General features: G+C 53.2%; 21 protein-coding genes. 18 read left to right on the forward strand and 3 right to left on the reverse strand.

Annotated features, from left to right (window positions below):
• Positions 1–232: 232 nt before the first annotated feature.
• The 14 genes from CFII68_RS05020 to CFII68_RS04965 all read left to right on the forward strand — a co-directional run bounded on the left by CFII68_RS05020 (position 233) and on the right by CFII68_RS04965 (position 15,290).
• A complete protein-coding gene (locus tag CFII68_RS05020; protein WP_256211746.1) occupies positions 233–916 on the forward strand; it encodes a type II secretion system protein GspK in 684 nt (227 codons plus the stop codon).
• A 115-nt stretch (positions 917–1,031) separates the two neighbouring features.
• Positions 1,032–2,729: a type II secretion system ATPase GspE gene (gspE, locus tag CFII68_RS05015; protein ID WP_033062865.1), complete on the forward strand. Its 1,698-nt coding sequence runs from the start codon at positions 1,032–1,034 to the stop codon at positions 2,727–2,729.
• The gene (locus CFII68_RS05010; RefSeq protein ID WP_018612301.1) at positions 2,726–3,931 is read left to right on the forward strand and encodes a type II secretion system F family protein; all 1,206 of its coding nucleotides are present in this window, start codon (positions 2,726–2,728) and stop codon (positions 3,929–3,931) included. Before gspE ends, CFII68_RS05010 begins: the two co-directional genes overlap by 4 nt.
• A gap of 16 nt (positions 3,932–3,947) precedes the next feature.
• Entirely contained in the window at positions 3,948–4,379 is a 432-nt protein-coding gene (gene gspG, locus CFII68_RS05005; RefSeq protein ID WP_018612302.1) for a type II secretion system major pseudopilin GspG, read from the forward strand.
• The gene (locus CFII68_RS05000) at positions 4,380–4,814 is read left to right on the forward strand and encodes a GspH/FimT family pseudopilin (RefSeq protein WP_018612304.1); all 435 of its coding nucleotides are present in this window, start codon (positions 4,380–4,382) and stop codon (positions 4,812–4,814) included. It abuts the gene before it with no gap.
• Positions 4,811–5,188 carry a prepilin-type N-terminal cleavage/methylation domain-containing protein gene (locus tag CFII68_RS04995; protein ID WP_018612306.1) on the forward strand — a complete coding sequence of 126 codons (378 nt, stop codon included), beginning with the start codon at positions 4,811–4,813 and terminating at the stop codon, positions 5,186–5,188. The genes CFII68_RS05000 and CFII68_RS04995 overlap by 4 nt, the downstream gene beginning before the upstream one ends.
• Positions 5,189–5,193: 5 nt before the next feature.
• Positions 5,194–5,793 carry a prepilin-type N-terminal cleavage/methylation domain-containing protein gene (locus CFII68_RS04990; protein ID WP_018612307.1) on the forward strand — a complete coding sequence of 200 codons (600 nt, stop codon included), beginning with the start codon at positions 5,194–5,196 and terminating at the stop codon, positions 5,791–5,793.
• Between the two features lie 9 nt (positions 5,794–5,802).
• Positions 5,803–6,825, forward strand: a complete 1,023-nt coding sequence (locus CFII68_RS04985; protein WP_077506636.1) for a type II secretion system protein GspL — start codon at positions 5,803–5,805, stop codon at positions 6,823–6,825.
• Positions 6,826–6,828: 3 nt separating this feature from the next.
• The gene (gene gspM / locus CFII68_RS04980) at positions 6,829–7,428 is read left to right on the forward strand and encodes a type II secretion system protein GspM (protein ID WP_018612309.1); all 600 of its coding nucleotides are present in this window, start codon (positions 6,829–6,831) and stop codon (positions 7,426–7,428) included.
• On the forward strand, positions 7,421–7,936 hold the full coding sequence (locus CFII68_RS26345) for a hypothetical protein (protein WP_018612310.1): 516 nt from the start codon (positions 7,421–7,423) through the stop codon (positions 7,934–7,936). Before gspM ends, CFII68_RS26345 begins: the two co-directional genes overlap by 8 nt.
• Before the next feature lie 73 nt (positions 7,937–8,009).
• Positions 8,010–10,151 (forward strand): type II secretion system secretin GspD, encoded by a 2,142-nt coding sequence (gene gspD, locus CFII68_RS04975; RefSeq protein ID WP_139353154.1) that lies wholly within the window; start codon positions 8,010–8,012, stop codon positions 10,149–10,151.
• Between the two features lie 120 nt (positions 10,152–10,271).
• Complete coding sequence (locus tag CFII68_RS28015) at positions 10,272–14,000, forward strand: hypothetical protein (RefSeq protein ID WP_256211741.1); 3,729 nt, start codon at positions 10,272–10,274, stop codon at positions 13,998–14,000.
• 23 nt (positions 14,001–14,023) lie between these two features.
• Positions 14,024–14,971: an RHS repeat domain-containing protein gene (locus CFII68_RS04970; RefSeq protein ID WP_018612313.1), complete on the forward strand. Its 948-nt coding sequence runs from the start codon at positions 14,024–14,026 to the stop codon at positions 14,969–14,971.
• Between the two features lie 13 nt (positions 14,972–14,984).
• Complete coding sequence (locus CFII68_RS04965; RefSeq protein WP_018612314.1) at positions 14,985–15,290, forward strand: hypothetical protein; 306 nt, start codon at positions 14,985–14,987, stop codon at positions 15,288–15,290.
• 303 nt (positions 15,291–15,593) lie between these two features.
• Here the strand turns inward: CFII68_RS04965 and CFII68_RS04960 are convergent, their stop codons facing one another.
• Positions 15,594–16,262: a polysaccharide lyase family 7 protein gene (locus tag CFII68_RS04960; RefSeq protein ID WP_018612315.1), complete on the reverse strand. Its 669-nt coding sequence runs from the start codon at positions 16,260–16,262 to the stop codon at positions 15,594–15,596.
• 300 nt (positions 16,263–16,562) lie between these two features.
• A complete protein-coding gene (locus CFII68_RS04955) occupies positions 16,563–17,234 on the reverse strand; it encodes a polysaccharide lyase family 7 protein (RefSeq protein ID WP_018612317.1) in 672 nt (223 codons plus the stop codon).
• Between the two features lie 322 nt (positions 17,235–17,556).
• On the opposite strand from CFII68_RS04955, the gene CFII68_RS04950 reads away from it, so the two are divergent.
• The 3 genes from CFII68_RS04950 to CFII68_RS04940 are packed head-to-tail and all read left to right on the forward strand — an operon-like array spanning position 17,557 to position 20,527.
• Positions 17,557–19,680 (forward strand): bifunctional diguanylate cyclase/phosphodiesterase, encoded by a 2,124-nt coding sequence (locus tag CFII68_RS04950; RefSeq protein WP_018612320.1) that lies wholly within the window; start codon positions 17,557–17,559, stop codon positions 19,678–19,680.
• A 42-nt stretch (positions 19,681–19,722) separates the two neighbouring features.
• Positions 19,723–20,226, forward strand: a complete 504-nt coding sequence (locus CFII68_RS04945; protein WP_003206376.1) for a M48 family metallopeptidase — start codon at positions 19,723–19,725, stop codon at positions 20,224–20,226.
• A gap of 4 nt (positions 20,227–20,230) precedes the next feature.
• The gene (locus CFII68_RS04940) at positions 20,231–20,527 is read left to right on the forward strand and encodes a helix-turn-helix domain-containing protein (protein WP_018612322.1); all 297 of its coding nucleotides are present in this window, start codon (positions 20,231–20,233) and stop codon (positions 20,525–20,527) included.
• A gap of 108 nt (positions 20,528–20,635) precedes the next feature.
• Here CFII68_RS04940 and CFII68_RS04935 read toward each other — a convergent pair whose 3' ends face one another.
• The gene (locus CFII68_RS04935) at positions 20,636–21,088 is read right to left on the reverse strand and encodes a GNAT family N-acetyltransferase (RefSeq protein WP_018612323.1); all 453 of its coding nucleotides are present in this window, start codon (positions 21,086–21,088) and stop codon (positions 20,636–20,638) included.
• 261 nt (positions 21,089–21,349) lie between these two features.
• Here CFII68_RS04935 and CFII68_RS04930 point away from each other — a divergent pair, with 261 nt between their 5' ends.
• Positions 21,350–22,087 (forward strand): ABC transporter substrate-binding protein, encoded by a 738-nt coding sequence (locus tag CFII68_RS04930; RefSeq protein ID WP_018612326.1) that lies wholly within the window; start codon positions 21,350–21,352, stop codon positions 22,085–22,087.
• Positions 22,088–22,116: the final 29 nt, after the last annotated feature.

Here is a 22,116-nt window from a genome sequence, read left to right on the forward strand (position 1 = left end):
GGCATTGACCGAGGCGAGGGTTTCGCTGAGGCTGGCCAACGGGCATTGTTTGATAGCGCTTTCAAGGGTGGCGCTATTGCGCGTGTAGGTTTGACATGCATACATTGTAAAATCGGTGGATCTGGAGCCCGCTTCGTTTCACAGAAAAACTAGGTCAGGTAGGTAATTGAGCATGCTATGTGGGACGGGGAAACTAGCGGCATGCCGGCAACAGGGAGCAGCCTTGATCTTCGTGCTATGGGCTGTCGCGGTTCTTGGTTTATTGATGGCCGGTGTGTTGTCGGGCGTTCGTATTGAGAATCGCCAGAGCCATAACGAGTTACAACGAAGCAAGGCCCTGATCGCCGCTGAAGGCGGCATAGCGTTAGCCGTAAAAAATTTGTTAAACGACCCTGCTGCTTTCATCGCCGATGGAAGAGAGCATCGATACGATCTTGATGGGATTCGCCTGACATTCTCGGCTCGCAGCGAACATGGCAAGCTGGATCTGAATTTCTGTCAACTGGAGCACTTTTCCAGCTTGCTTCGATTCATGGGGGCTACGCAGCACGAGGCGGTCTCATTCTCAGATCTGCTGTCTCAGCGCCGAATCGAAGGAAAGCCATTAGGCCATTTGGAAGAGCTTTTAGACGTCACATCGATGAATGTCGATCTGTACCAGCGAATTCTGCCACTCGTTACTTTGTGGAGCGGCAGAGGGGTACCGGACGCCGCATTTGCCGCCGAGCCATTGCTCCAAGCACTGCAAAACAAGATATCCCCAGGCGTGGTGAGCAATTCAGGCTCTGTTATCAGTATTGAGTCTTCTGCCGAACTGAGCAACGGCTTCAAGGCAGGCCTTTTTGCCACGATTGCGCTGGATCGTAGTGCAGACGGAAGCGCGCTTTATAGCGTGTATCGCTGGCAGGAGCGCTAGGTAGGTACTCACATTTGGAGTGGTAGTGAAGCTAGGGGCAAACTGATATCATTCGCGTCTTCTAACGTGCTTTCTCCTCGGGAAGCACCCATGTAATCCCTAGTTCAGTGGCGAAATGGATATCACCGCAAGCCTAGTAGAGCGTCTGCTCCAGCAAGGAAGCTTAAGTGCTGATGGGTTAGAGCACCTGGCTCGTTTGCGCAGTTCCCAGTCCGAAACCCCTGTTCCAGACCTGCTTAGTCGGCTCGGACTGGTATCAGAAGGGGACCTTGCTGCTGCATGGTCCAGCTCGCTAGGTTGGCCACTATACAGTGGGCAGCCTTTGACTGAAATTCCTGAAGATATCCCTGCGCTTCCACTGCGCTTTTTAAAACACTACGCCGTGGTCCCCGTTGGGTTCACCTCGGACAACGCGCTAGAAATTGTTAGCTCAAGGCCATTGAATGACTATCCATTCAAGGCCATTGAGTACGCGACGGGCTTTAGTGTTAGACCGCTGGTGGGCTTGCAAAGCGAGGTCGAGCATTTGATCGAGCACTTATATGGGCAGGGTCGAACGGCAATGGGGTCGTTGACTGATCAGTTTGATCATACGGCGCAACTTGACGACATCGACCATCTCAAAGATCTGGCCTCTGAGGCGCCGGTAATTAAGCTGGTGAACCTGATTCTCCAGCGAGCCGTCGAGATGTTCGCCTCTGACGTACATATCGAACCCTTCGAAAATCGTTTGAATGTCCGCTATCGCGTTGACGGTTTATTGCGAGAGTCCGAATCACCTCCGGTCAGTTCCGCAGCGGCGGTCATTTCCCGCATCAAAATTATGGCCAAGCTGGACATCGCCGAGCGGCGTTTACCACAGGACGGTCGAATCGCTTTCAGGGTTCAAGGACGACAACTCGATTTGCGTGTGTCGACTCTGCCAACCAGTTTTGGTGAGTCGGTGGTCATGCGTCTGTTGGACCGGCAAACCATAGCGTTCGAATTCACAAAATTGGGTTTTGATGGCGAGCGCCTTGACCGGTTTCTCGAGGTTCTGCAGCGTCCGCACGGCATCCTGTTGGTCACGGGCCCTACCGGGTCAGGCAAAACTACAACCCTTTATGCTGCGATTTCTCGACTCAATACGGCGGAACGCAAGATCATTACTGTTGAAGATCCCGTGGAGTATCAACTCGAGGGGATCAATCAAATGCAGGTTAAACCGGCAATAGGTTTGGATTTTGCCGGAGCGCTACGCTCCATCGTTCGTCAGGACCCTGATGTGATCATGATTGGCGAAATCCGCGATTTGGAAACTTGCCGTATCGCGATTCAGTCGGCGCTCACCGGGCACTTGGTTCTGTCGACCCTACATACCAACAGTGCCTGTGCCAGTCTGGCTAGGTTGCTGGATATGGGCGTAGAGAGTTACATGTTGGCCTCCACCATCAATGGAGTTTTGGCTCAACGCCTGGTGCGCAGGCTTGATCCGGCTCAGCTTGAGGCCTTTGACGCGCCTGCTGCAGTGATCGCTGAGCACAAACTTGATCAATACACCAACGAGCGCCCAGTCCGGCTATATCGGCCCAGGTCGGGTGCATCGAATGGTGGGTATCAAGGGCGTGTGGCTATTACTGAATTGCTGGTCATGTCCGACGAGATTCGTACACTGCTGATGGAGAAAGCCGACAGCACTACTATCGAGCAGGCTGCGCGCAGAGGCGGCCTGCGTACGCTTTATGACGACGGTCTGCGCCTTGCTTTGGCTGGTGTCACCAGTTTGGAAGAAGTCTTGCGAGTTACGCGGGACGACGGGGCGGTTGTGTCATGACCTTATTTCGCTACCGAGTGTTGGATCGTGACGGCCTGAGTACACGTGGTCAAGTGCAGGCCAAGACCATTGAGCAAGCAATCAGCAAATTGCAAGAATCAGGATTGCTGATCGTGGACATTCGTCCCGCAGTGACGACATTTTTGTCAGGTGGGCTCTTCCAAAAAAAACAGATTCCTGGTGTCGAAATTGTTCGATTCACGCAGCAACTCGCGACACTCCTTGATGCTGGACAGCCTTTAGAAAGTGCTCTGGCACTACTGGCACGCCAATCAGATAAACGACCCGTTGGCGAACTGATCAGTCGATTACGGGAACAGGTAAAAGGTGGGAGCCTGTTGTCGGCAGCGATGGAGGAAGAAAACGGTACGTTTTCGAATTTTTATCTTAGCCTGATCCGAGCGGGTGAAGCGGCTGGTATGTTGGCTCAAACGCTGGTGCAGTTGTCACATTACCTGGAAAGAACTCAAACCCGAAACCGTGAGTTGGTCAGTGCTTTAATTTATCCGGCTTTCTTAATAGTTGGTGTAGTGGGCTCACTGGCTCTTTTGATGGTGTACGTTGTTCCGCAGTTTGTGCCAATTTTTAGAGATCTAAACATTACACTTCCGCTGCTCACCGAGTTAATTCTTGTATCGGGTGACTTTCTCATGCAGTGGGGGCTCTATCTGATATTGCTGGCGGTGATCGGTGCGTGGTGGTTCAGCCGGCACTTGCGTGACCCAATTCGACGCTTACCTCTAGATGCACGTCTGCTGCGAATGAAGGTTTGGGGAACGTTACTGCAGGGCATTGAGACGGCACGCTTTGCGTTGACTCTGGGCACGCTTTTGGAAAGAAAAGTTTCGTTGCTCTCAGGGATGAGCATCACCCGGCAAGTCGTTAGCAATCTTGCTATTCAAGGTGCTTTGGAGCGAGCAACCCTTCTGACTAAAGAAGGTTGTTCATTGTCTACGGCCTTGGAGCAGACAAAAGTTTTCCCCGAGTTGGCCGTGCAGATGATTCGAGTGGGGGAACAGGCCGGGCAATTGAGCGAGATGTTGCTAAAGTTGGCTGATATTTATGATAAAGAAACGCAAAGTACTTTGAAGCGCTTTATGGCCGCGCTGGTTCCCGTTTTGACATTGATTATGACGCTCTTGGTTGCCATCGTCATGTTGGCGATCATGCTGCCGCTGATGAGTTTGACTAGCAATATCTAAGGAAAGAGAAAACAAAATGCGTCAGATCTATCGTATGAAAAGTTTTAGCAACCGTAATAAAGGTTTCACCCTACTGGAAATGCTCGCCGTCATCGTGCTGTTAGGTATTGTTGCGACTCTTGTCGTGCGCCAGATCGGTGGTGGCGTCGACAAGGGTAAATACGGGGCTGGCAAGGCGCAGTTGGCCAGCCTGAGTATGAAAATCGAAAATTACGCCATGGATGTAGGGAGCGCCCCGGCCAGGTTGGAGGATTTGGTAGTTAAACCCGCAAATGCTCAGTCCTGGCAAGGACCGTACGCAAAAAAAAGTGACCTACTTGATCCGTTCGGTCATGCATTCGATTACCTAAACCCGGGTGAGCATGGAAGCTTTGACTTGGTGTTCCGGGGGCGCGATGGGAAGCTTGGCGGAACGGGGCCGGATCTGGATTTGGGGAGCTGGGAATAATTGCGCCAGAGCGGTTTCACTCTCCTCGAGATGTTGGCGGTTCTAGTACTGATCAGTATTGCGTTCATGCTACTGGCGTCGGGGATTACACGTGGCCTGGCTCATGCGCGTGAACGCCAGAGCATCAATGAGTTGCTGCAGAGTTTAAGGCAAGCGCGAACGCAGGCGATAGTTGAAGGGCGTCCTATGTCCCTGCTATTCGACCTAGATAGCACCTGTTATCGCGTCGAGCAGTTTCCACCCCGTTGTTTGAATGCCGGTACACAATTACGAATAGAAACAGCTGAGGGTCTGGGCAAAGACGTTACGATGATTTTTTATCCGGACGGCAGCTCAAGCGGCGGCAACCTCAGCTTGAAAAATGAGTCCCGTGAAGCACGTATCGATGTGGGTTGGCTTACTGGCAACGTCAGCCTTGTCGAGCGTGTTCAATGAGACGTGCTTATAACCCCCAGTCCGGCTTCACCCTTATAGAAATATTGGCAGCGACAGCCCTATTGGCTGTGGCCCTTGGCATTTTCATGAGTAGCATGGGGCAGTCCATGCAGTTGTACACGAAGGACGAGTTAAAAACGCGGATGGGGTTATTGGCCCGATCTTTGATCGTAGACAGAGCCTCCGGCCGACTGGAACCTGGTGTCACCACTGGTCAACAAAGTGGGATTGACTGGCGGCTTGAGTGTACGGAAGGAGAGGTGCAATCGGGCGTTCAGTTGTTCCAGTTAAAACTGATTTTACGCCACGCGGACACTATTGAGAGCTTCAGTACCTTGCGTGTTCAGCCCTTGAATCAAGGGCGATATCCGTGAGGCGAATGAGCGGCTTCACCCTCCTCGAAGTGATGGTGGCGATCAGTCTTCTAGGCATTCTGTTGATGTTAGTGAGCGGAAGTCTTTTGGCCACCCATCGAACCGTCCAAGGTACCGAACGCTATGCCGTGAGGCTTGACGAGGAGAGAGCGGCTCAACGATTTTTACGTCAGGCATTGCAAGAAACAAGACCTATCGCCTTACCTGAAAAGCGTATTCCACAACATCTGTTTGAGGGGGATCCTCAGAAAGTACGTTTTTTTGCACCAGTACCGTTGGGTGTTGGTGGCAAGTTGAAAATTCACCAACTTGAATCGTTCAAAACGGAAACAGGTGATTTACAGCTGCGTATTACGTTTTTCGAATCTGATGGCGTGCAGCCTTGGGGAAGCCCTCAAGTGTTGATGGGTAAGTTGCGTAAGGTCCACTTCAGCTACCGCGGACTCGATGAAAAAAATTTCAGCACCGGATGGTTGGCGCAATGGCCGTGGCCAGAACGCTTACCACAATTTATCCGAGTCGAGCTTGACGCCGATGGACCAGTGCAATGGCCGTCGATGAGCGTGGCGGTGCGTACAAACCAGCAGTTGGGAGCGGCTCTGTGAAGAGGGGAAATGATGATGATTCCTTTATTTAGCTCACTTCGCTATCACCTGCATGAGCGTTGGGAAGGGTCGCCTATACCAGCATTCTTTAAGTGGTGGTTCAACGAGCTCTTGGCATGCGTGCCATCTACATGGCGCCATCGGTTGAGCGATCGGAATTTAACTCCGATCGTTCACTGGCCATTAAAAACCCCCTTGGATCATGAGACCGATAGAGCGGTTGTCTTGCTGCTGGCTGCCGATCAAGTTTTGTTGTGCCAACTGCAGTTGCCCCCTCAGAGTGCACGCAGTCTCAAATCAGTACTGACCTTCGAACTAGATAAATATACGCCTTTCAAGGCAGAGCAGATCTACTTTGATGCATGGTCCCATGCATCTGAAAACCAAGCTCTACTGCAGATATCTCTGGTGCTTATTGAGCGCAGCCGTCTAGATGTGGCGGTACAGTCGGTCGAAGCACAGGGATCGCGAGTGGTTAATGTGGATGTAATGGATGAGACGGGGCGCCCGTACGGGGTCGACCTGCTGCCAAGGCATCATCGCGACATTCGGGCTACGCGTTTACGGTATACCAAATATGCATTCAGTGCAGGCATTGGGTTTCTGGTCCTGCTACTTATGATGACTTGGGTTGGCAATCGCGAAAAAGAGCTCATTGAGATGCGAGAGCAGGTAGTTTCGCTTCGGACTCGAGCAATGGAAGTCGACAGGATGCGCAAGCAGTTGCAGGAACGCACAGAAATAGAAAAAGCCTTAGTTCTGCAAGATAAGCAAAAGCAAACAAGCGTTGCTTTTCTCAATGAGCTTACTAACTGTGTACCTACAGATACCTGGCTGGAGCAACTAGAGATGCACCTTGACGGAACTGTCACTCTCAGCGGGCTGAGCCGTCAGTCAAACTTGTTACCCGCTGAGCTTGTGCGTTGTGCAGGCCTTGAGAAAGCAACCTTTCAGGGCGGAATTCAACCCGATCGTGAAAGTGGCCTGGAGCGTTTCAATATTGTGGCTCATCGTCGGAAAGCGGGAGTGTAACGCGTGTACAGGACTCGACGCGCACAGCGATTCTACGCGATCACCCTGGTTGTCTTGATGGGTATTCTTTTGTATTGGGCACTTCTGCATTGGTGGTTCATCGCGCCGCTACAGCAGATGACCGAGGAAGAGGAAATTCTGCAGGCGTCGTATCAACGTTTTTCAACGCTGGAAGCACAACGTGGATTTATCCAGGCTCAACTTGAATCAGTAACCCGACGTCCTCTCTCTGACGAAGGGTTGTTAACGGCAGGAGAGCCTGAAGTCGCAACCGCTCAACTTATGCAATTGGTTTCGGAGCGGCTATCACTTGAGCCAGCAACAGGGATCGCTTGTACCGTACTGAGTCGTACCCCTCAAACAGCGACCCCGAATGGTCAGCTTCTACAGATCAAGGTCAACGTCGATATGGAATGCGGTATCGAGTCGTTGGCGGGTACCCTTCATAGGCTCGAGAGTGAACAGCCCTATTTAGTCGTGGACACGCTAAGCATTCAACGTGCACCCAATTCAACGGAGGCACAGGATCAGCAGGGTCGTCTAGCGGTGAAGATGCAGGTGAGTGGACTCCTGAGCGCTATGCAGGTTGCTGGACATGAATGAGCGCCAGTATATCTACAGAACGCTGCTGCCCCTGGCTGGCGTCGCAACCACATTACTGGTTCTCTGGATCGTAATGCTTAATGGTGCGGGGGCGACAGTAGAGTGGCGACCTCACGTTACCGTGCCTGCGAAGTTTTCACCGATGGCTGATCAGTCTGAAGTCACGACCTATCGATCCCAACCGACTCTACAGGAATATCTTCAGGTTTGGTCCGCACCACTGTTTAACTTCGAACGCCAACCCGACGCTACAAACGCTGCGCAACTGATTGAGGCGCCAGCGCCTGCACTGGATAACGTGATACTCACCGGTGTGGTGATTGCCCAAGAGTTGAAGGTTGCATTGCTCAGGATAAACAACGAAGCGCTTGCGCTGAGAGAAGGGCAACCTCTTTCCAATGGTTGGCTGGTCGAGCGTATTAGTGAACGACAGATCGAACTAGTGCATGGACAAACCCGGCAAAGCCTGGAGATCGAAAGCCCCAGGTTACCGATGACTCTCCCCTGAATTCATTATTACTCGTTTTTATCAAGGACAGAATTTCGTGGTCAATCGTTTGGCTCTTTCCTGCGTAGCAACAATGTTGCTGCAAGGCTGCATTAACCCTGCTGCTCAACAAGATGATCGCCTCCTTCGCGAAGGTCTCGCCGGAACCGAGGGTGACAATTCGTCGGTTAGACCGCTGGGTAAAGTTGCTCCAATCGACAATGCACAGGTTTCCCCACAGCCTCCAAGACAGCAAATTATTCGCGGAGGCCAGCACTTTGTCAGCAAAGTGGCGGCTCGCCCAGAGCGTAAGTCTGAAGAAGGCCAGAGCAAGGTAACGTTCAATTTTACCAATCAACCTATTGCTGCTGTGATCAACACCATCCTTGGGGATCTGCTAAATGAGGACTTCAGCATCTCCCAAGGTGTCAGCGGTGATGTTTCATTTTCGACAGCAAAGCCTGTAGACAAAGATCAAGCCTTATCGATCCTTGAAACACTGTTGTCTTGGACCAATAACGCGCTGGTACGACAAGGAAATCGTTACTTAGTGGTTCCCGCCAATCAGGCGGTGGCTGGGCAACTGACACCACAATACCGTATGCCAGCTCCAAGCATTGGGTTGAGTGCCAAGTTATTCACCCTTGACTACATCTCTGCCGTGGAAATGCAAAAGCTGCTCAAGCCATTCGCTCGGGAAAATTCATTTCTCCTGATGGATTCTGCTCGCAATATTTTAGTCATGGCCGGTACGGCCGATGAGCTGAATAATTACCAAGACACAATTGATACCTTCGACCTTAACTGGCTCAAAGGAATGTCCATTGGAGTCTACGGTTTGCAGCGCGCCAATGTCGCCGAGCTGATACCTGAGTTGAACCAACTTTTCGGCCCGCGCAGCGGCACGCCCTTGGCTGGGATGGTGCGTTTTCTGCCAATTGAGCGAACCAATGCGATCGTCGCTATTTCCTCCCAGCCGGAGTATCTGGATGAAGTCGGTCGCTGGATCGATACAATCGATCAGGGCGGGGGATATGAGCCCCAAATGTATGTGTACGACGTGCGTAATATGAAAGCCACGGACTTGGCTCACTATCTGCGGCAGATCTACGTCAGCAACGCGGTGGAACATAAAGAACGTGCTCAGATTGCGCCGGGGTTACGCACAATTACTCTGTCATCGAATAAAGATACGGGAGGCCTTGGTAGTCTGTCTTCTACACCTACGAATAGCGATGAACTAGAGCCGAGGGTAGACTCTTTGGAGTCTGAAGAGTTGCAAGAGCAACAGAGTGAGGAGACCCCTGAAGGTAATTCTGCGACCGTAGGTCAAACCGATAACCCCGTACGTATTACAGCTCAGAAAAGCAGTAATCAACTGTTAGTACGCTGTCGTCCGACACAGTGGCAGGAGATTCAGGCCGCGATTCGCAGATTGGATAATCCTCCTTTGCAAGTACAAATTGAGACTCGGATTCTTGAAGTCAGTCTTACAGATGGTATGAATCTCGGCGTGCAGTGGTATCTGGGCCGGTTAGCCGGTAAGTCAGGAACTCCTGGAATTCAGAATGCTTCAGGCAGTCAAGGAGCTCTGGGGGCAGGCGGCGCTGCACTTAAATCCACGGATACGCTTTTCTACTCTTTTGTCAGTGATAATCTGCAAGTTGCACTGCACGCTTTGGAGAGCAACGGTAATACCCGTGTGCTTTCGGCTCCATCTTTAGTGGTAATGAATAATCAGAATGCGCAGATCCAAGTTGGGGATAATATTCCAATCAACCAAACTACAATAAATTTGGATAATACGTCAGTTAGTACTAGCAGTGTTCAATACATACAGACAGGCGTCATTCTTGACGTCGTGCCTCGGATAAATCCTGGTGGCTTGGTATACATGGATATTCAACAGCAGGTTAGCGATGCTAGCAAGATCGTAGATAGTAACGGTAATCCAAGTATTTCCACTCGTTCCGTATCCACTCAGGTTGCTGTGCAGAGTGGGCAGACAGTTTTGCTTGGAGGGCTTATCAAGCAGGACGAATCTCGGCAAGACCGCCGTGTACCGTATCTTGGAGCCATACCGGGACTAGGCTGGTTGTTCAGCGATAAGCAGAGCAGCCATGGCCGAACTGAATTGATCGTATTAATTACTCCAAAGGTCATATCGGATGGTGACGCAGCAAGGGGAGTGACTACTGAATATAGGCAAAAAATGCAGCTAATTCAACCGCTCTAATCACGAAGCTAAATTTAAAAGGAGAGTTTGTGCAGTGATAAAATTGAAATTTTTCTAGTCTTGCAATGGCTGTCAGTTTTATTAAATGGGATTTGCGGGTCGAATTGAGGGTGCAAAGGAATGATTGATATATTTAGTGGTTTTGTTTTTATTAGGTCGTGGGTAGTGTTTGGTTTATGGGGTATGTTGTTTTTTTCGAATTTGGCACTGGCGATGGGAGTGACGGGGGGAGGAGGGAAAGGTGGGGTCGATTTCTTGCCAGAGTTCGCGGATGTTAATAATGGACCAGAGATTCCCGACTCAGTAGATCCCCGGAGCGGTAATTTATGGATTAAACACAAGGATATGATATTGCCAGGAAATGGAGGGTTGGATATTGTTTTGTGGCGGACTTATAGCATGGCGCGTGTTTCTGCTGCCTTGACTGCGACGTTATCAAACTCATATCGTTCGGCTCAATTAGGTCCGGGCTGGTCCATTGATGTAGCCCCTAAGCTCAGTGTGGAAAATGCATGGAATTATGGGTCGGCGTATAATACATTGTTAACTTTTTATAAGCGCAATCTATTGGTGGATCTATGTGCTACGACAACTTCGCATGCCCAGTTTTCGGCTTTGACTGATAAGCTGTCCAATCAAGGACCTTTGCCTGTTATCGAGTTTCCTGATGGGACTGTTGAAAATATATACAGTATAGGGAATCATGAGGCGCGTACAAAGAACAACTGGCGAATTCGCTGTGATAGTAATATAGTCAAAGTCACTTCTCCTGAGGGTGTGATCTACGATTACGGAAATATTTCTGAGCGGCGAATCGGTCAGCGATATTTAAACGATTTTGACTCTTATCCTGCAGATGAGGGATATACCTTCGTAGCGCCACGTACGCAAACCTATATGGTTGCAAAAACCGCTACTGATGCAAACGGTAACAAACTAACTTTTACATATAAAACGTTCGGAACTCATTTCTCTCTCTGGGCAATGCCCGCAATGGTTGACCTTCCCCCTCATCGGGGCGCGGGGCCTGATTCGAAAGGGGATATATCCTCCGTTGAGAAGCCTGCGACACTATTAACTAAGATCGTTGCTAGCGATGGGCGAATTGTCGATTTTTCTTATGATGATGCATCGGCAAAGTTGACTAAGGTCGCTAGCGGTTCTGGGTTTTCTGTGACTTATGGTTATTTAAAGCCTGATGCTCTTAATTCTCGTGTGCTTAACTCTGTAACATATAGCACTGGTGAAAGCTGGAAGTATAGTTATTATCCGGGTGCTTATAAGCAGTTAGATATCTATAAAAGAGATGTTCCGACGCTGAGCGCAAGAAAAATCAAGTCGATTACCTATCCTGCTGGGGGCGTAGCATCCTACGAGTATACTTATACTGCGCATCGCGTTCGGGCTACCCAAAAGTCGAGCTCTTGGATTTTGGAAAGTATGGGTGAGAAAGTTTTGAGTCGAACTTTGTCTTCGGGTGAGAAGTGGAGCTATAGCTACAAAAAAGGACGGAGCGGGGTGTATGATGTTACTGTGGAGGTTGGCCCAAAAGGCCAGACTACTTTTAAGTACATAGGTGCTTCGTATAAGGTGGCACTAAGCCCCTTGGGCACGGCTCCGGAAGAAACCGTTTGGATGATCGGCAATCTTATGGAAAAGACCGATCCTTTAGGTAATACAGAGGTGTATACTTGGCAACCTCGGACTATTGCTGGGGGTAAAGATGTAGTTGTGGATCTGGGTTATGCAATGGATACAGCGATTCGTGCTGCTGATATGCAGAGTAAAAAAATAGTTATAGGGGGAGCGGTTTATGTTACTCAATACAGCAACTATGATGCATATGGGAACGCACAAAGTAGAGTGGAGACTGGCCCAAATGGTGGCGCTCGTATCACTTCACTTGGCTATTTTAACGATGCTAATAAATGGATTGTTGGGAAGTTAAGGAGCGAGGCTTCCCCAGGCATATCTTTGTCCCGCACCTTCGACACCAATGGTAAGGTCCTGACCGAAACACGTGATGGGGTAACCACAAAGTTTACCTATGACGTTCAAGGCAACATCGCCAGCAAGACGACCCCTGGCGGCGGAGTTTATGCCTACTCAAACTACAAGCGCGGCATTGCACAAACCGAAATTCGCCCCGAGGGTGTCACCCTCACCCGCGTGGTGGACAATGCAGGCAATATTACCTCTGAAACAAATGGTGAAGGTAAAACCACGACTTATACCTATGATGGTCTGAACCGTCGTACATCGTTCACCCCTCCGGTGGGCAACCGCCAAACCATTGCCTACACCTCCACCTCGAAAACCGCCACTCGCGGAGCTTTGGTGGAGAAAACGCTATACGACCCGTTTGGCCGTCCCGCCAGTGTCACGTTGGCAGGTGTCACCAGAACTTTCACTTATGACGGCCTGGGTCGTAGAACCTTTGAGTCCAACCCAGGCGTGGTGACCGGTACGCGCTATCAATATGATGCCTTGGATCGCCTGACTCGCCAGAGCAATGCCGATGGCACTTTCCAATCTCGCAGCTATGGTCCGGCCAATATGTCGGTCGTGGATGAGCGTGGTAAAACCACGACCTACACCTACCGTGCTTATGGTGACCCCGACAAACAGTTGCTGATGGCCATTACCGCTCCCGAAGCGTCCGCTAACGTGAGTATTGAACGCAGCCCTAACGGTCTTATAACGGCGGTCACACAAGGCGGACGAAAGCGCACTTACGGCTATGACGTTCGCAATTACCTGATCAGTGTCACCAACCCTGAAACGGGTGTCACAACTTATGGTCGTGACATCGTCGGCAATATGATTACCAAAAAAGTGGGTGCTTCGGGAATTACAAAGTACACCTATGACGCCTTGGATCGCCTTAAGTCAACCGTCTACCCTGGCGCCACACCTGCGGTTACCAACACCTACAACAAGGACAGCAAACTGGTGACCAGCAATACCAGCGGTGGTAATCGCAGCTTTGCATACGACGCCGCAGGTAACCTGATCCAAGAAAGTCTGGCATTGGACGGCAAAGTGTTCACTGCCAAATATGCTTATAACGGCAATGATCAGTTGAGCAGCATCACCTACCCGCAATCCGGCCGTGTGGTGAGCTATACGCCGGATGCACTGGGACGGCCCACCATGGTTTCAGGCTACGCCACCAATGTGAAGTATTGGCCGTCCGGGTTGATTCAAAGCATCACCTACAGCAACGGTACCGTCTCCACTTATGGCCAGAATGCGCGCCTGTGGCCGACTAGTTTCATCACCCAAAAAAACGCCCCTGCCAGCGTCTACCTCAACAGTAGCTACACCTATGATGGCGTCGGCAACCTAGCCACAATCAGGGACACCGCTGACAGTAGCTTCAACCGCACGCTGGGCTACGACAACATCAACCGCCTGACCAGCGCTGTCGGCTTCTGGGGCCAGGGAAGCATCACCTACGACGGGGGCGGCAATCTCACCAAGCAAACCCTCGGGCAATCCAGTCTTGCCTACGCCTATGACACCAGCAACCGCCTAAGCAGTGTGAGTGGATTGCGAGCCAGTACCTTTGGCTATGATGCCTATGGGAATGTCAGCAGCAGCCTAGGCAACACCTATACCTACAACGACGTGCCAAACCTCACCTGCATCAACTGCTCTGTTCCTGCGAAAAAGGTGGAATACAGCTACGACGGCCTCAATCACCGCAGCGCCGTGACTAAGGCCAGCGGTAAGGTTTACGAGATGCACGATTCCAAAGGTAAACCATTAATCGAGATGAATGCAGGTGTGCTTACCGAATACTTCTATCTGGGTGACAAGCGCATCGCACAGCGGGTCAGCCCATGAGCTGGGATAAAGGAGAGGAACACATGGATGCTCTGAGAACGTTGATCAAGAGACTCGGTGTAGGTCTGCTGGCCTTAATGCTGAACAGCGCTGCTATCGCCGACACTGTCACCTATTTCCACAACGACATTTCCGGCAGTCCGATGGCTGCCACGGATGCTGCGGGCAATCTGCTGTGGAAGGAGAACTACAAGCCCTATGGGGAGAAGCTGAACCGATCAGCACCCAGCAGCAATAACAAGATCGGCTATCACGGTAGGGCCTATGACGATGCCACAGGGTTGTCATACATGGGGGCCAGATATTATGACCCAGTGCTTGGTAGATTTATGGGCGTTGATCCGGTCGACTTCCAAGCAGATAACCTGCATAGCTTCAATCGTTACGCCTATGCTAACAACAACCCCTACAAGTTTGTCGACCCTACCGGTGAGTATGCTGATCTTGCCATCGAAACGATGAGTCTTGCGGCTGGTATGTTTAGTTTCCAACAAAATATACAAAAGGGAAATTATAGTGCAGCGGCTGTTGATGGCGTCGGTATCGCCGCTGACGGCATACTTGCTATGGTTCCTTTAGTACCGGGAGCAGCGGGGCTAGCCATTCAAGGAGCTCGCGGGCTGGAAAAGACCGCGGAGACATCTCTCCAGGTTGAGCGATCTGCGGCTGCCGCACCTGATTTTGTCGTTTCGCCAAACGGTACTACCTTCCCAGTGCCAAAAGGTGCTTCCGGTCCATCACCTGTTATTAACCCCACTGGAAAGACCACGGGCTCTGCTTTCACGAACGGTAAAGGCGGCGATAATCGCCAAGTGAGTACTATGCGCCTTATGCAGCCGACGCCACCGAAGGGTAATAGTCCAGGATATTCTAATGGTTACATTAAGTACGAAAATAAATCAGGCCAGGGTGTCGATCCCTATAGTGGTAAGACGTTACCACAGTCGAAAAGTCATTTTGAAATTAAATAATGGGATTTTTAGTATGAGTATTCTTGAATGTCTTTGTGGAAGCGACGTGCTGCGCACAGTTTGCGATAGTGAATATTTGCAAATTTATTTTTCGAGGGGCGAAATTTTAAATATTTACAACTCCTATTCTCTTGCAGGCGCTAGTTTGGGTTCTCTTGTCGGGAAAAAGCTCCGGAGCGTGACGGAAGATTTAGAAGTGATAGAGCTGAAATTTGATGATTTAGCTGTATTAACCATTGATATGAAACCGGAGGCCTTCAATGGCCCAGAGGCGATGCAATTATTAAGGGACGGGGAAGCTACAGTGATTTGGAGTTAGGTTGGCGAGCTGTGCTAGCGGCAGGCTTGTGCTCATAAAGCACAAGCCTGCCTTGAATGGCACTTACTTAACCTTCTACGGGTGTTCATCCTTCCGTAAGCGCGCCATGAACCCTACATTCAAAGCCACCACCTAACCCCGGATGCCGTACTCCTGATTTCTGGCTGCGAAGCGGCCCCATGGCCACCACCTCGGTGTCAGATGTTTCGAGGGTGCTGGTTTTGGGGCCGCTTCGCAGCCCAGCGGGGATAAATCCCCTCGCCACAAGAGGGGATTTCCTACGAGATTATCGGAAGTGAAATTTCAGGTGTTGTGATCGATATCCAGCACGCTGAACGTCACTTTTCCACCTTCGCTGGTGTAACCGCTGTTGTCCTGCACATACACCCCAGCCTTGAAATACAACGGCTTGTCGCGCCAGGCGGCACCGACGGTGGTGTACCAACTATGACCGGCAGCGGTAATGCCAAGATCGCCCGTACGATCAAGATGAATTCGGTAAGAGAAGGACCGATTGAGCTTCACCCCCGTAGCAACGGTAATCACCCTGCCTTCGCTGTCATCAGGCCGCATGCGGACCTTGGCGACGATGTTCCCGGTGGAGCTGTCTTCCTTGTATTGGTATTCCAGCTTGACCATGGGCTTGCTGCTGTCCTTGGCATGGATCTGTCCGATCACGATCTTGCCGCTGCTGGGCACCTGGTTGACAACGAGGCTTGCCCGTAACTGGTTGTCGGCGTCGGGATAGACCCAGTTGCGCAAGGTGCCGTCCTTGTAGGTCTCACGCAATTCGCTGCGCGGATAGATCGCGTTTTCAGTCTTGGTGCCGGTCACCGGTGACCAGAAATACACCGTGCTGCCTTCGGAGTTGAAATATTTGTCCTGGAACCCATCCACCAGCCGAGGGGTTTCGATGGTTTTCGGCGGACTGCCTTCGGGGATGCTCAGGTTCCAGGTTGCAAGATCGACCATGTTCGGATCCTTTCTGAGAAGAAGAAATGATTTACGCCACAGCCGGAGGCTCTAAGACGCGCTTTTGCTGAGGCCAGAAGGGTGCGCGGACGAGTATTTGGCGCGGTCGTCCGGCGGAGGGTTGGCGTCAACAGTCCGTCAGAGTTGCGTTTGCCGCTTTGGTGCCCGAGACAAACGACCATTGGTCGGCTAGCTCGATTTTTCTCGGAACCATTGGCTAATGGCTATTTGGTTCTTTCGTCGTACACGGGGCAAAAAAAAGGCACCCGGAAACGGATGCCTTCAAAGGTGCGACAGTGGTTAAAGAGTGGTGTGTTTGATTTCCAGCAGGCTGAACGTCACTTTCCCACCTTCGGTGACGTAGCCGGTGTTGTCCTGCACATACACCCCCGCTTTGAAATAGAGCGGTTTGACTTTCCAGCTCGGATCAACGGTGGTCCGCCAGTTGTAGCCCGCCGCAGTAATGCCCAGCGCGCCCTTCGGGCTCAAGTGGATCATGTAGGAGAAGCTGCGGTTGAGGGTCACGCCCGTGGCGATGGTAATGACCTGGCCCGTCGCGTCATCAGGACGAATGCGCACCTTGGCGACGATATTTCCGGTGGAGCTGTAGGCTTTGTATTGGTATTCCAGTTTCACCATCGGACTGGTGCTGTCCTTGGTATGAATCTGGCCGATCACGATCTTGCCGGTGCTGGGCACCTGGTTGACGGTGACGGTCGCGCGCAGGGTGTTGTCCGCCGACGGGTAAAGCCAATTGCGCAAGGTGCCGTCGCTGTTGGTTTCGCGCAGTTCGCTGCGTGGGTAAATAGCATTGGCCGTCGTGGCGCCTGTCACGGGGGCCCAGAAAAACACCGTGCCGGTTTCAGAGTTGAAGTACTGGTTCTTGAAGCCCTGAACCAATTGTGAGGTTTCAATGGTTGCCGGTGGGGCGCCCTCGGGGATGCTCAAATTCCAGGTTGCGAGATCGATCATGTCCAGGTCCTGCGTATCGAGATGTAAAGGTGGATGCCGTAGCGGGAGGCTTTAAACCGCCCTTTTGAAGCGTTTCGGAACGCTGGACAGGGGCTTTTTTTGTTGACCGTTCGGCGGATGTTTGACGTCAATTGTCCGTCGAGGGTGTCAGTGCAGTTTCTGTGCCTGAGGAGGGTGACCGTTAGTCGGCTATTTCGGGCTTTGTCTGGATGATGGCGCGTTGACACCTACTGCTTTTGATAATCCCGGTCTAGAGTGAGGGGACAGTATTTGTCCGCTTTGCTACGTAAAAACGGACGTGGCGCCCGATAAGAGAAGCAGCATGGAATGCGCGCAACCACCGCTCGGCGAAGACAGCTCTGTCCTTTTGATTGTTGATGATTACCCTGAAAACCTGCTCAGCATGCGTGCCTTGCTGCAGCGTCAGGATTGGCGAGTCATGACCGCGTCCTCGGGGGTCGAGGCGCTAAACCTGCTGCTCGAACACGACATCGACCTGGTTCTGCTGGATGTGCAGATGCCCGACATGGACGGTTTCGAAGTGGCGCGCCTGATGCGCGGCAGCCAGCGCACGCGGCTCACGCCGATCATTTTCCTGACGGCCAACGAGCAATCCCAGGATGCGGTCATCAAGGGCTACGCCAGTGGCGCCGTGGATTACCTGTTCAAGCCCTTCGATCCGCAGATCCTCAAGCCCAAGGTCCAGGCGTTGCTCGAGCACCAGCGCAATCGCCGGGCCTTGCAGCGCCTGAGCCAGGATCTCGAAGCGGCCAGGGCCTTCAATGCCTCGGTGCTGGACAACGCCGCCGAGGGCATCCTGGTGGTGGATGAGAATGGCTGTATCCGTTTCGCCAACCCCTCTACCTGCCGTTTGCTCAATGCCACCGCCGAGCAATTGCAGGGCATGCCGTTCCTGGATTTCCTGCAGAAACCGCACATTCCCGAGTGGCTCGATTCCGATATCCACAACGCCTATCGTCGCGGTGAAACCTGGCGATTGCATGACGCGGTCCTGCGCACGGCGCCCGGCCAGCAGGTGTCGGTGGCCTTGTCCTGCGCGCCGTTGCCGTCGGAGCAGAAGGCGATGGTGGTGACGCTCCAGGACATGTCCGTGGTTCGTCATTTGCACCAGCAACTCGAATACCAGGCCGTCACGGACCCGCTGACGGGGTTGCTTAACCGCCGGGGGTTCTACCAGACCGCGGAGAACCTGTTGATGCGCAGCGAGCGCCAGGAAAGCAACTGGGTGTTGCTGTACCTGGACCTCGATGGCTTCAAGCGGGTCAATGACTCGCTGGGGCATGATGCCGGGGATCGGGTGTTGCGCTGGGTGTCGGAACAGTTGAAGGCCTGCCTGCGCCCATTCGATATCCTGGCGCGGTTGGGCGGGGACGAGTTCACGGCGCTGCTGGACCTGGAATTTCCCGAGCAGGCGGCCAAGATCGCCGAGAAACTGATCGAGCGCGTCGCCATCTGCCAGCAGATCGAAGGCATGGACGTGGCCCTTGGGGCCAGCATCGGCATCGCGACGTACCCGGACTGTGGCGCCAATCTCGATGGGTTGCTGCGGGCGTCCGACATCGCCATGTACGAAGCCAAGCGTGCCGGCCGTCAGCAATACCGTTTTTACGATCATGAAATGAACGGTCGAGCCCGTTCACGGCTGATGCTGGAAGAGAGCGTGCGCTCGGCCATCGAGAACCGCGATTTCAATATGGTCTACCAGCCGCAGGTGAGCATCGTCGACGGGCGGATCCGCGGGTTCGAAGCGCTGTTGCGCTGGCAGCACCCCAGCGTCGGTGATGTTCCGCCGGGCCTGTTCCTGCCCTTGCTGGAGGAGGCGCGGTTGATCAGTCGCCTGGGCAGCTGGATTTATCATCGCAGCGCGGCTCAGCGCAAAGTCTGGGAACGCCTGTTCGCTGACGACCTGGTGTTGGGGGTGAGCCTGAGCAGCACCCAGTTCGGCATGCCCAACCTGGTGACCGAGTTGCGCCAGGTCCTGGAGCGCCATGCCTTGAAGCCTCGGCAGCTGGAGGTCGAGGTGACCGAGGATGCGCTGATGCGCAACCCCGATGAAACCCAAAAGCAATTGCGCCTGCTGCGTCACCTCGGGGTGCGGGTTGCATTGGATGACTTCGGTTCGGGGCCCTGTTCGCTGACGCATCTGCGCGACCTTGAGCTCGATACCCTCAAGCTCGACCGGCACTTGATCGCCCGCCTGCCGGGGTCGCCCCGGGATGCCGCGTTGGCCGCCTCGGTGATTGACCTGTGTACGCAACTGGGCTTGCGGGTGATCGCCGAAGGGGTGGAAACCCGCGAGCAATATGAGTGGCTGCAGGCCCATGGCTGTGAGTACGTGCAGGGGTTCCTCGTGGCGCGGCCCTTGATGGCCGAAGACACCAATGCCTTCGCCACGCCGTTCGACTGGAGCGCGGTGCAGGCTTGAATTCGCTACACTGGCGGCCTCTTGTGACTGTGTTGCCCCTTGATGACCGCGCTCAAATACCTCCAGGCCTACCCCGCCGCCCTGCAAGCCCAAGTGCAGCAATTGATCGCCCAGGACCGCCTGGGCGATTACCTGCAGCAGCGCTACCCGGGCCGGCATCCGATCCAGAGCGACAAGGCCCTGTACGGTTATGCGCTGGACCTCAAGCAGCAATACCTGCGTAACGCGCCCGCCATCGACAAGGTGCTGTTCGACAGTCGCCTGGACCTGACCCACCGCGCCCTCGGCCTGCATACCGCGGTGTCGCGGGTCCAGGGCGGCAAGCTCAAGGCCAAGAAGGAAATCCGCATCGCTGCGCTGTTCAAGGACGCGGCGCCCGAGTTCCTGAAGATGATCGTGGTGCACGAACTGGCGCACTTCAAGGAGTCGGACCACAACAAGGCGTTCTACCAACTCTGCGAGCACATGCTGCCGGGGTATCACCAGTTGGAATTCGACCTGCGGGTGTACCTGACCTGGCGGGATCTGCAACCCCACAAGGAATGACCGAATGGATGTCAGCAAGACCAAGACTAGCTTCTACCGTCGCTTGTACGTGGCTTACCTGATCGACAGCGGTGCCGCCAGCAACGTCCCGGCGCTCACCGAAGCCACCGGCATGCCCCGGCGTACGGCCCAGGACACCATTGCCGCGCTGGCTGACCTGGATATCGTGTGTGAGTTCGAGCAAGAGGACGGCGCGCGCAATCATGCCGGGCGTTATCGGATTCGCGATTGGGGGGCGATCGATCGGGGGTGGATCGAGGGGAATTTGCCGCGGATCAAGGCGGTGCTGGAGTATCCGTAGGAGCTGACGAGTGCAACGAGGCTGCGATCTTTTGATCTTGATCTTTCCCCAGACACTTGAATCTCAAACGAAAGATCAAGATCAAAAGATCGCAGCCTGCGGCAGCTCCTACGGCCGATGCATACCAATATGCGCAATCCCATCCTCCATATATTCCACCCCCACCACTTCAAACCCATACCGCCCGTAGTACCCCTGCAAATGCGCCTGGGCCGACAATGAGATCGAGGTACCGGGCCAATGCTTCTCGGCCTGCTTGAGCGCCTGTTCCATCAAGGTGTGGCCCAGCCCCTGGCCGCGTGCGTGGGGCGCGATGACCACGCGCCCGATCACCACGTCACTGTTTTGCGAGTGCGGATCGAGCAGGCGCAGGTAGGCCACCAGGTGGTTGTCCTGCCAGGCCATCAAATGGCAGGTGTCGCCTTCAAGGTCCAGGCCGTCAACATCCGGGTAGGCGCAGTTCTGCTCGACAACAAACACGTCGGCACGCAATTTGAGGATGGCATACAGCTGTTCCTTGCTCAGGTCACTGTGATGTTTGCAGACCCACTCGATATCCATTTTTTTGAATTTCCTGAAGAACCTGATGCCGATATTAAGCGTGCTTGGCCCGGAAGTCTCTTTCTCGGTCGACTGGAAAATCTGCGATAAAGGCCAAAATGCCATCATTCCTCTGTCGCGGCGTTGTCGTCTTTGTGTAATCTTCGTGACAGCGCTGCGCAGCGGTTCCAATGAGCTAATGTTAGGACCGGGTGTCTGAGAATGCCTGTTGAGTGTCGGCTAAAAACAAACCGGGCTTTGAACCCGTCAAGGACGTTTGGCATGCCGCGATTGCATCGAGCTCTTGCATTGATCGGGTTGCTGTTATTGAGCTATGAGGCCTGCGCGCAAAAGCTGCGTCTGGTCGCCGATGGCTGGCCGCCCTTTACCGATTCCACCTTGATCAATGGTGGCCTGGCGACCGATATCGTCAGCACGGCCCTGGCGCGGGCCGGCTATGCCACGGACTTCGAACAAGTGCCCTGGGCCCGGGCGATGCTGGGCATCGGCGAGGGCCGCTATGACGTGCTGGTCAACGCCTGGTACAGCGAGGAGCGCACTCACATCGGCCAGTTCTCGGCTGAGTATTTGCTCAACCGTGTGCGTTTCATCAAGCGCAAGGACGAAGCGATCCAGTTTGACAGCCTGCAACAGCTGCGTGCCTATCCCATCGCCGTGGTTCGCGGCTATGCCTACTCCAAGGACTTCGACGAAGACCTGCTAATGCAGAAAGTCCCTGTGCATAACTTCGCGATGGCAGTGCGCATGCTGGCTGCCGATCGTGTGAAGTTGACCCTGGAAGACGAGTACGTCGCCCGCTATTACCTGGCCCGCGAATCGGCCAAGGTGCGCAACGCCGTGGAATTCATGCCCAAGGCATTGAGTGAAAACAGCCTGCACATCCTGGTCAGCTTGAAGAACCCGGAGCATGAGCGGATCGTGGCGGGGTTTGACCGGGAGATCGCGGCGATGAAGGCGGATGGGAGTTATGCGCGGTTGCTCAAGCAACATGGAATGTGAGCTTATTTAAAGGTTGAGTTGCCTGGACA

The organism is Pseudomonas sp. CFII68, assembly GCF_000416195.1.
GTDB classification, from domain to species: domain Bacteria; phylum Pseudomonadota; class Gammaproteobacteria; order Pseudomonadales; family Pseudomonadaceae; genus Aquipseudomonas; species Aquipseudomonas kilonensis.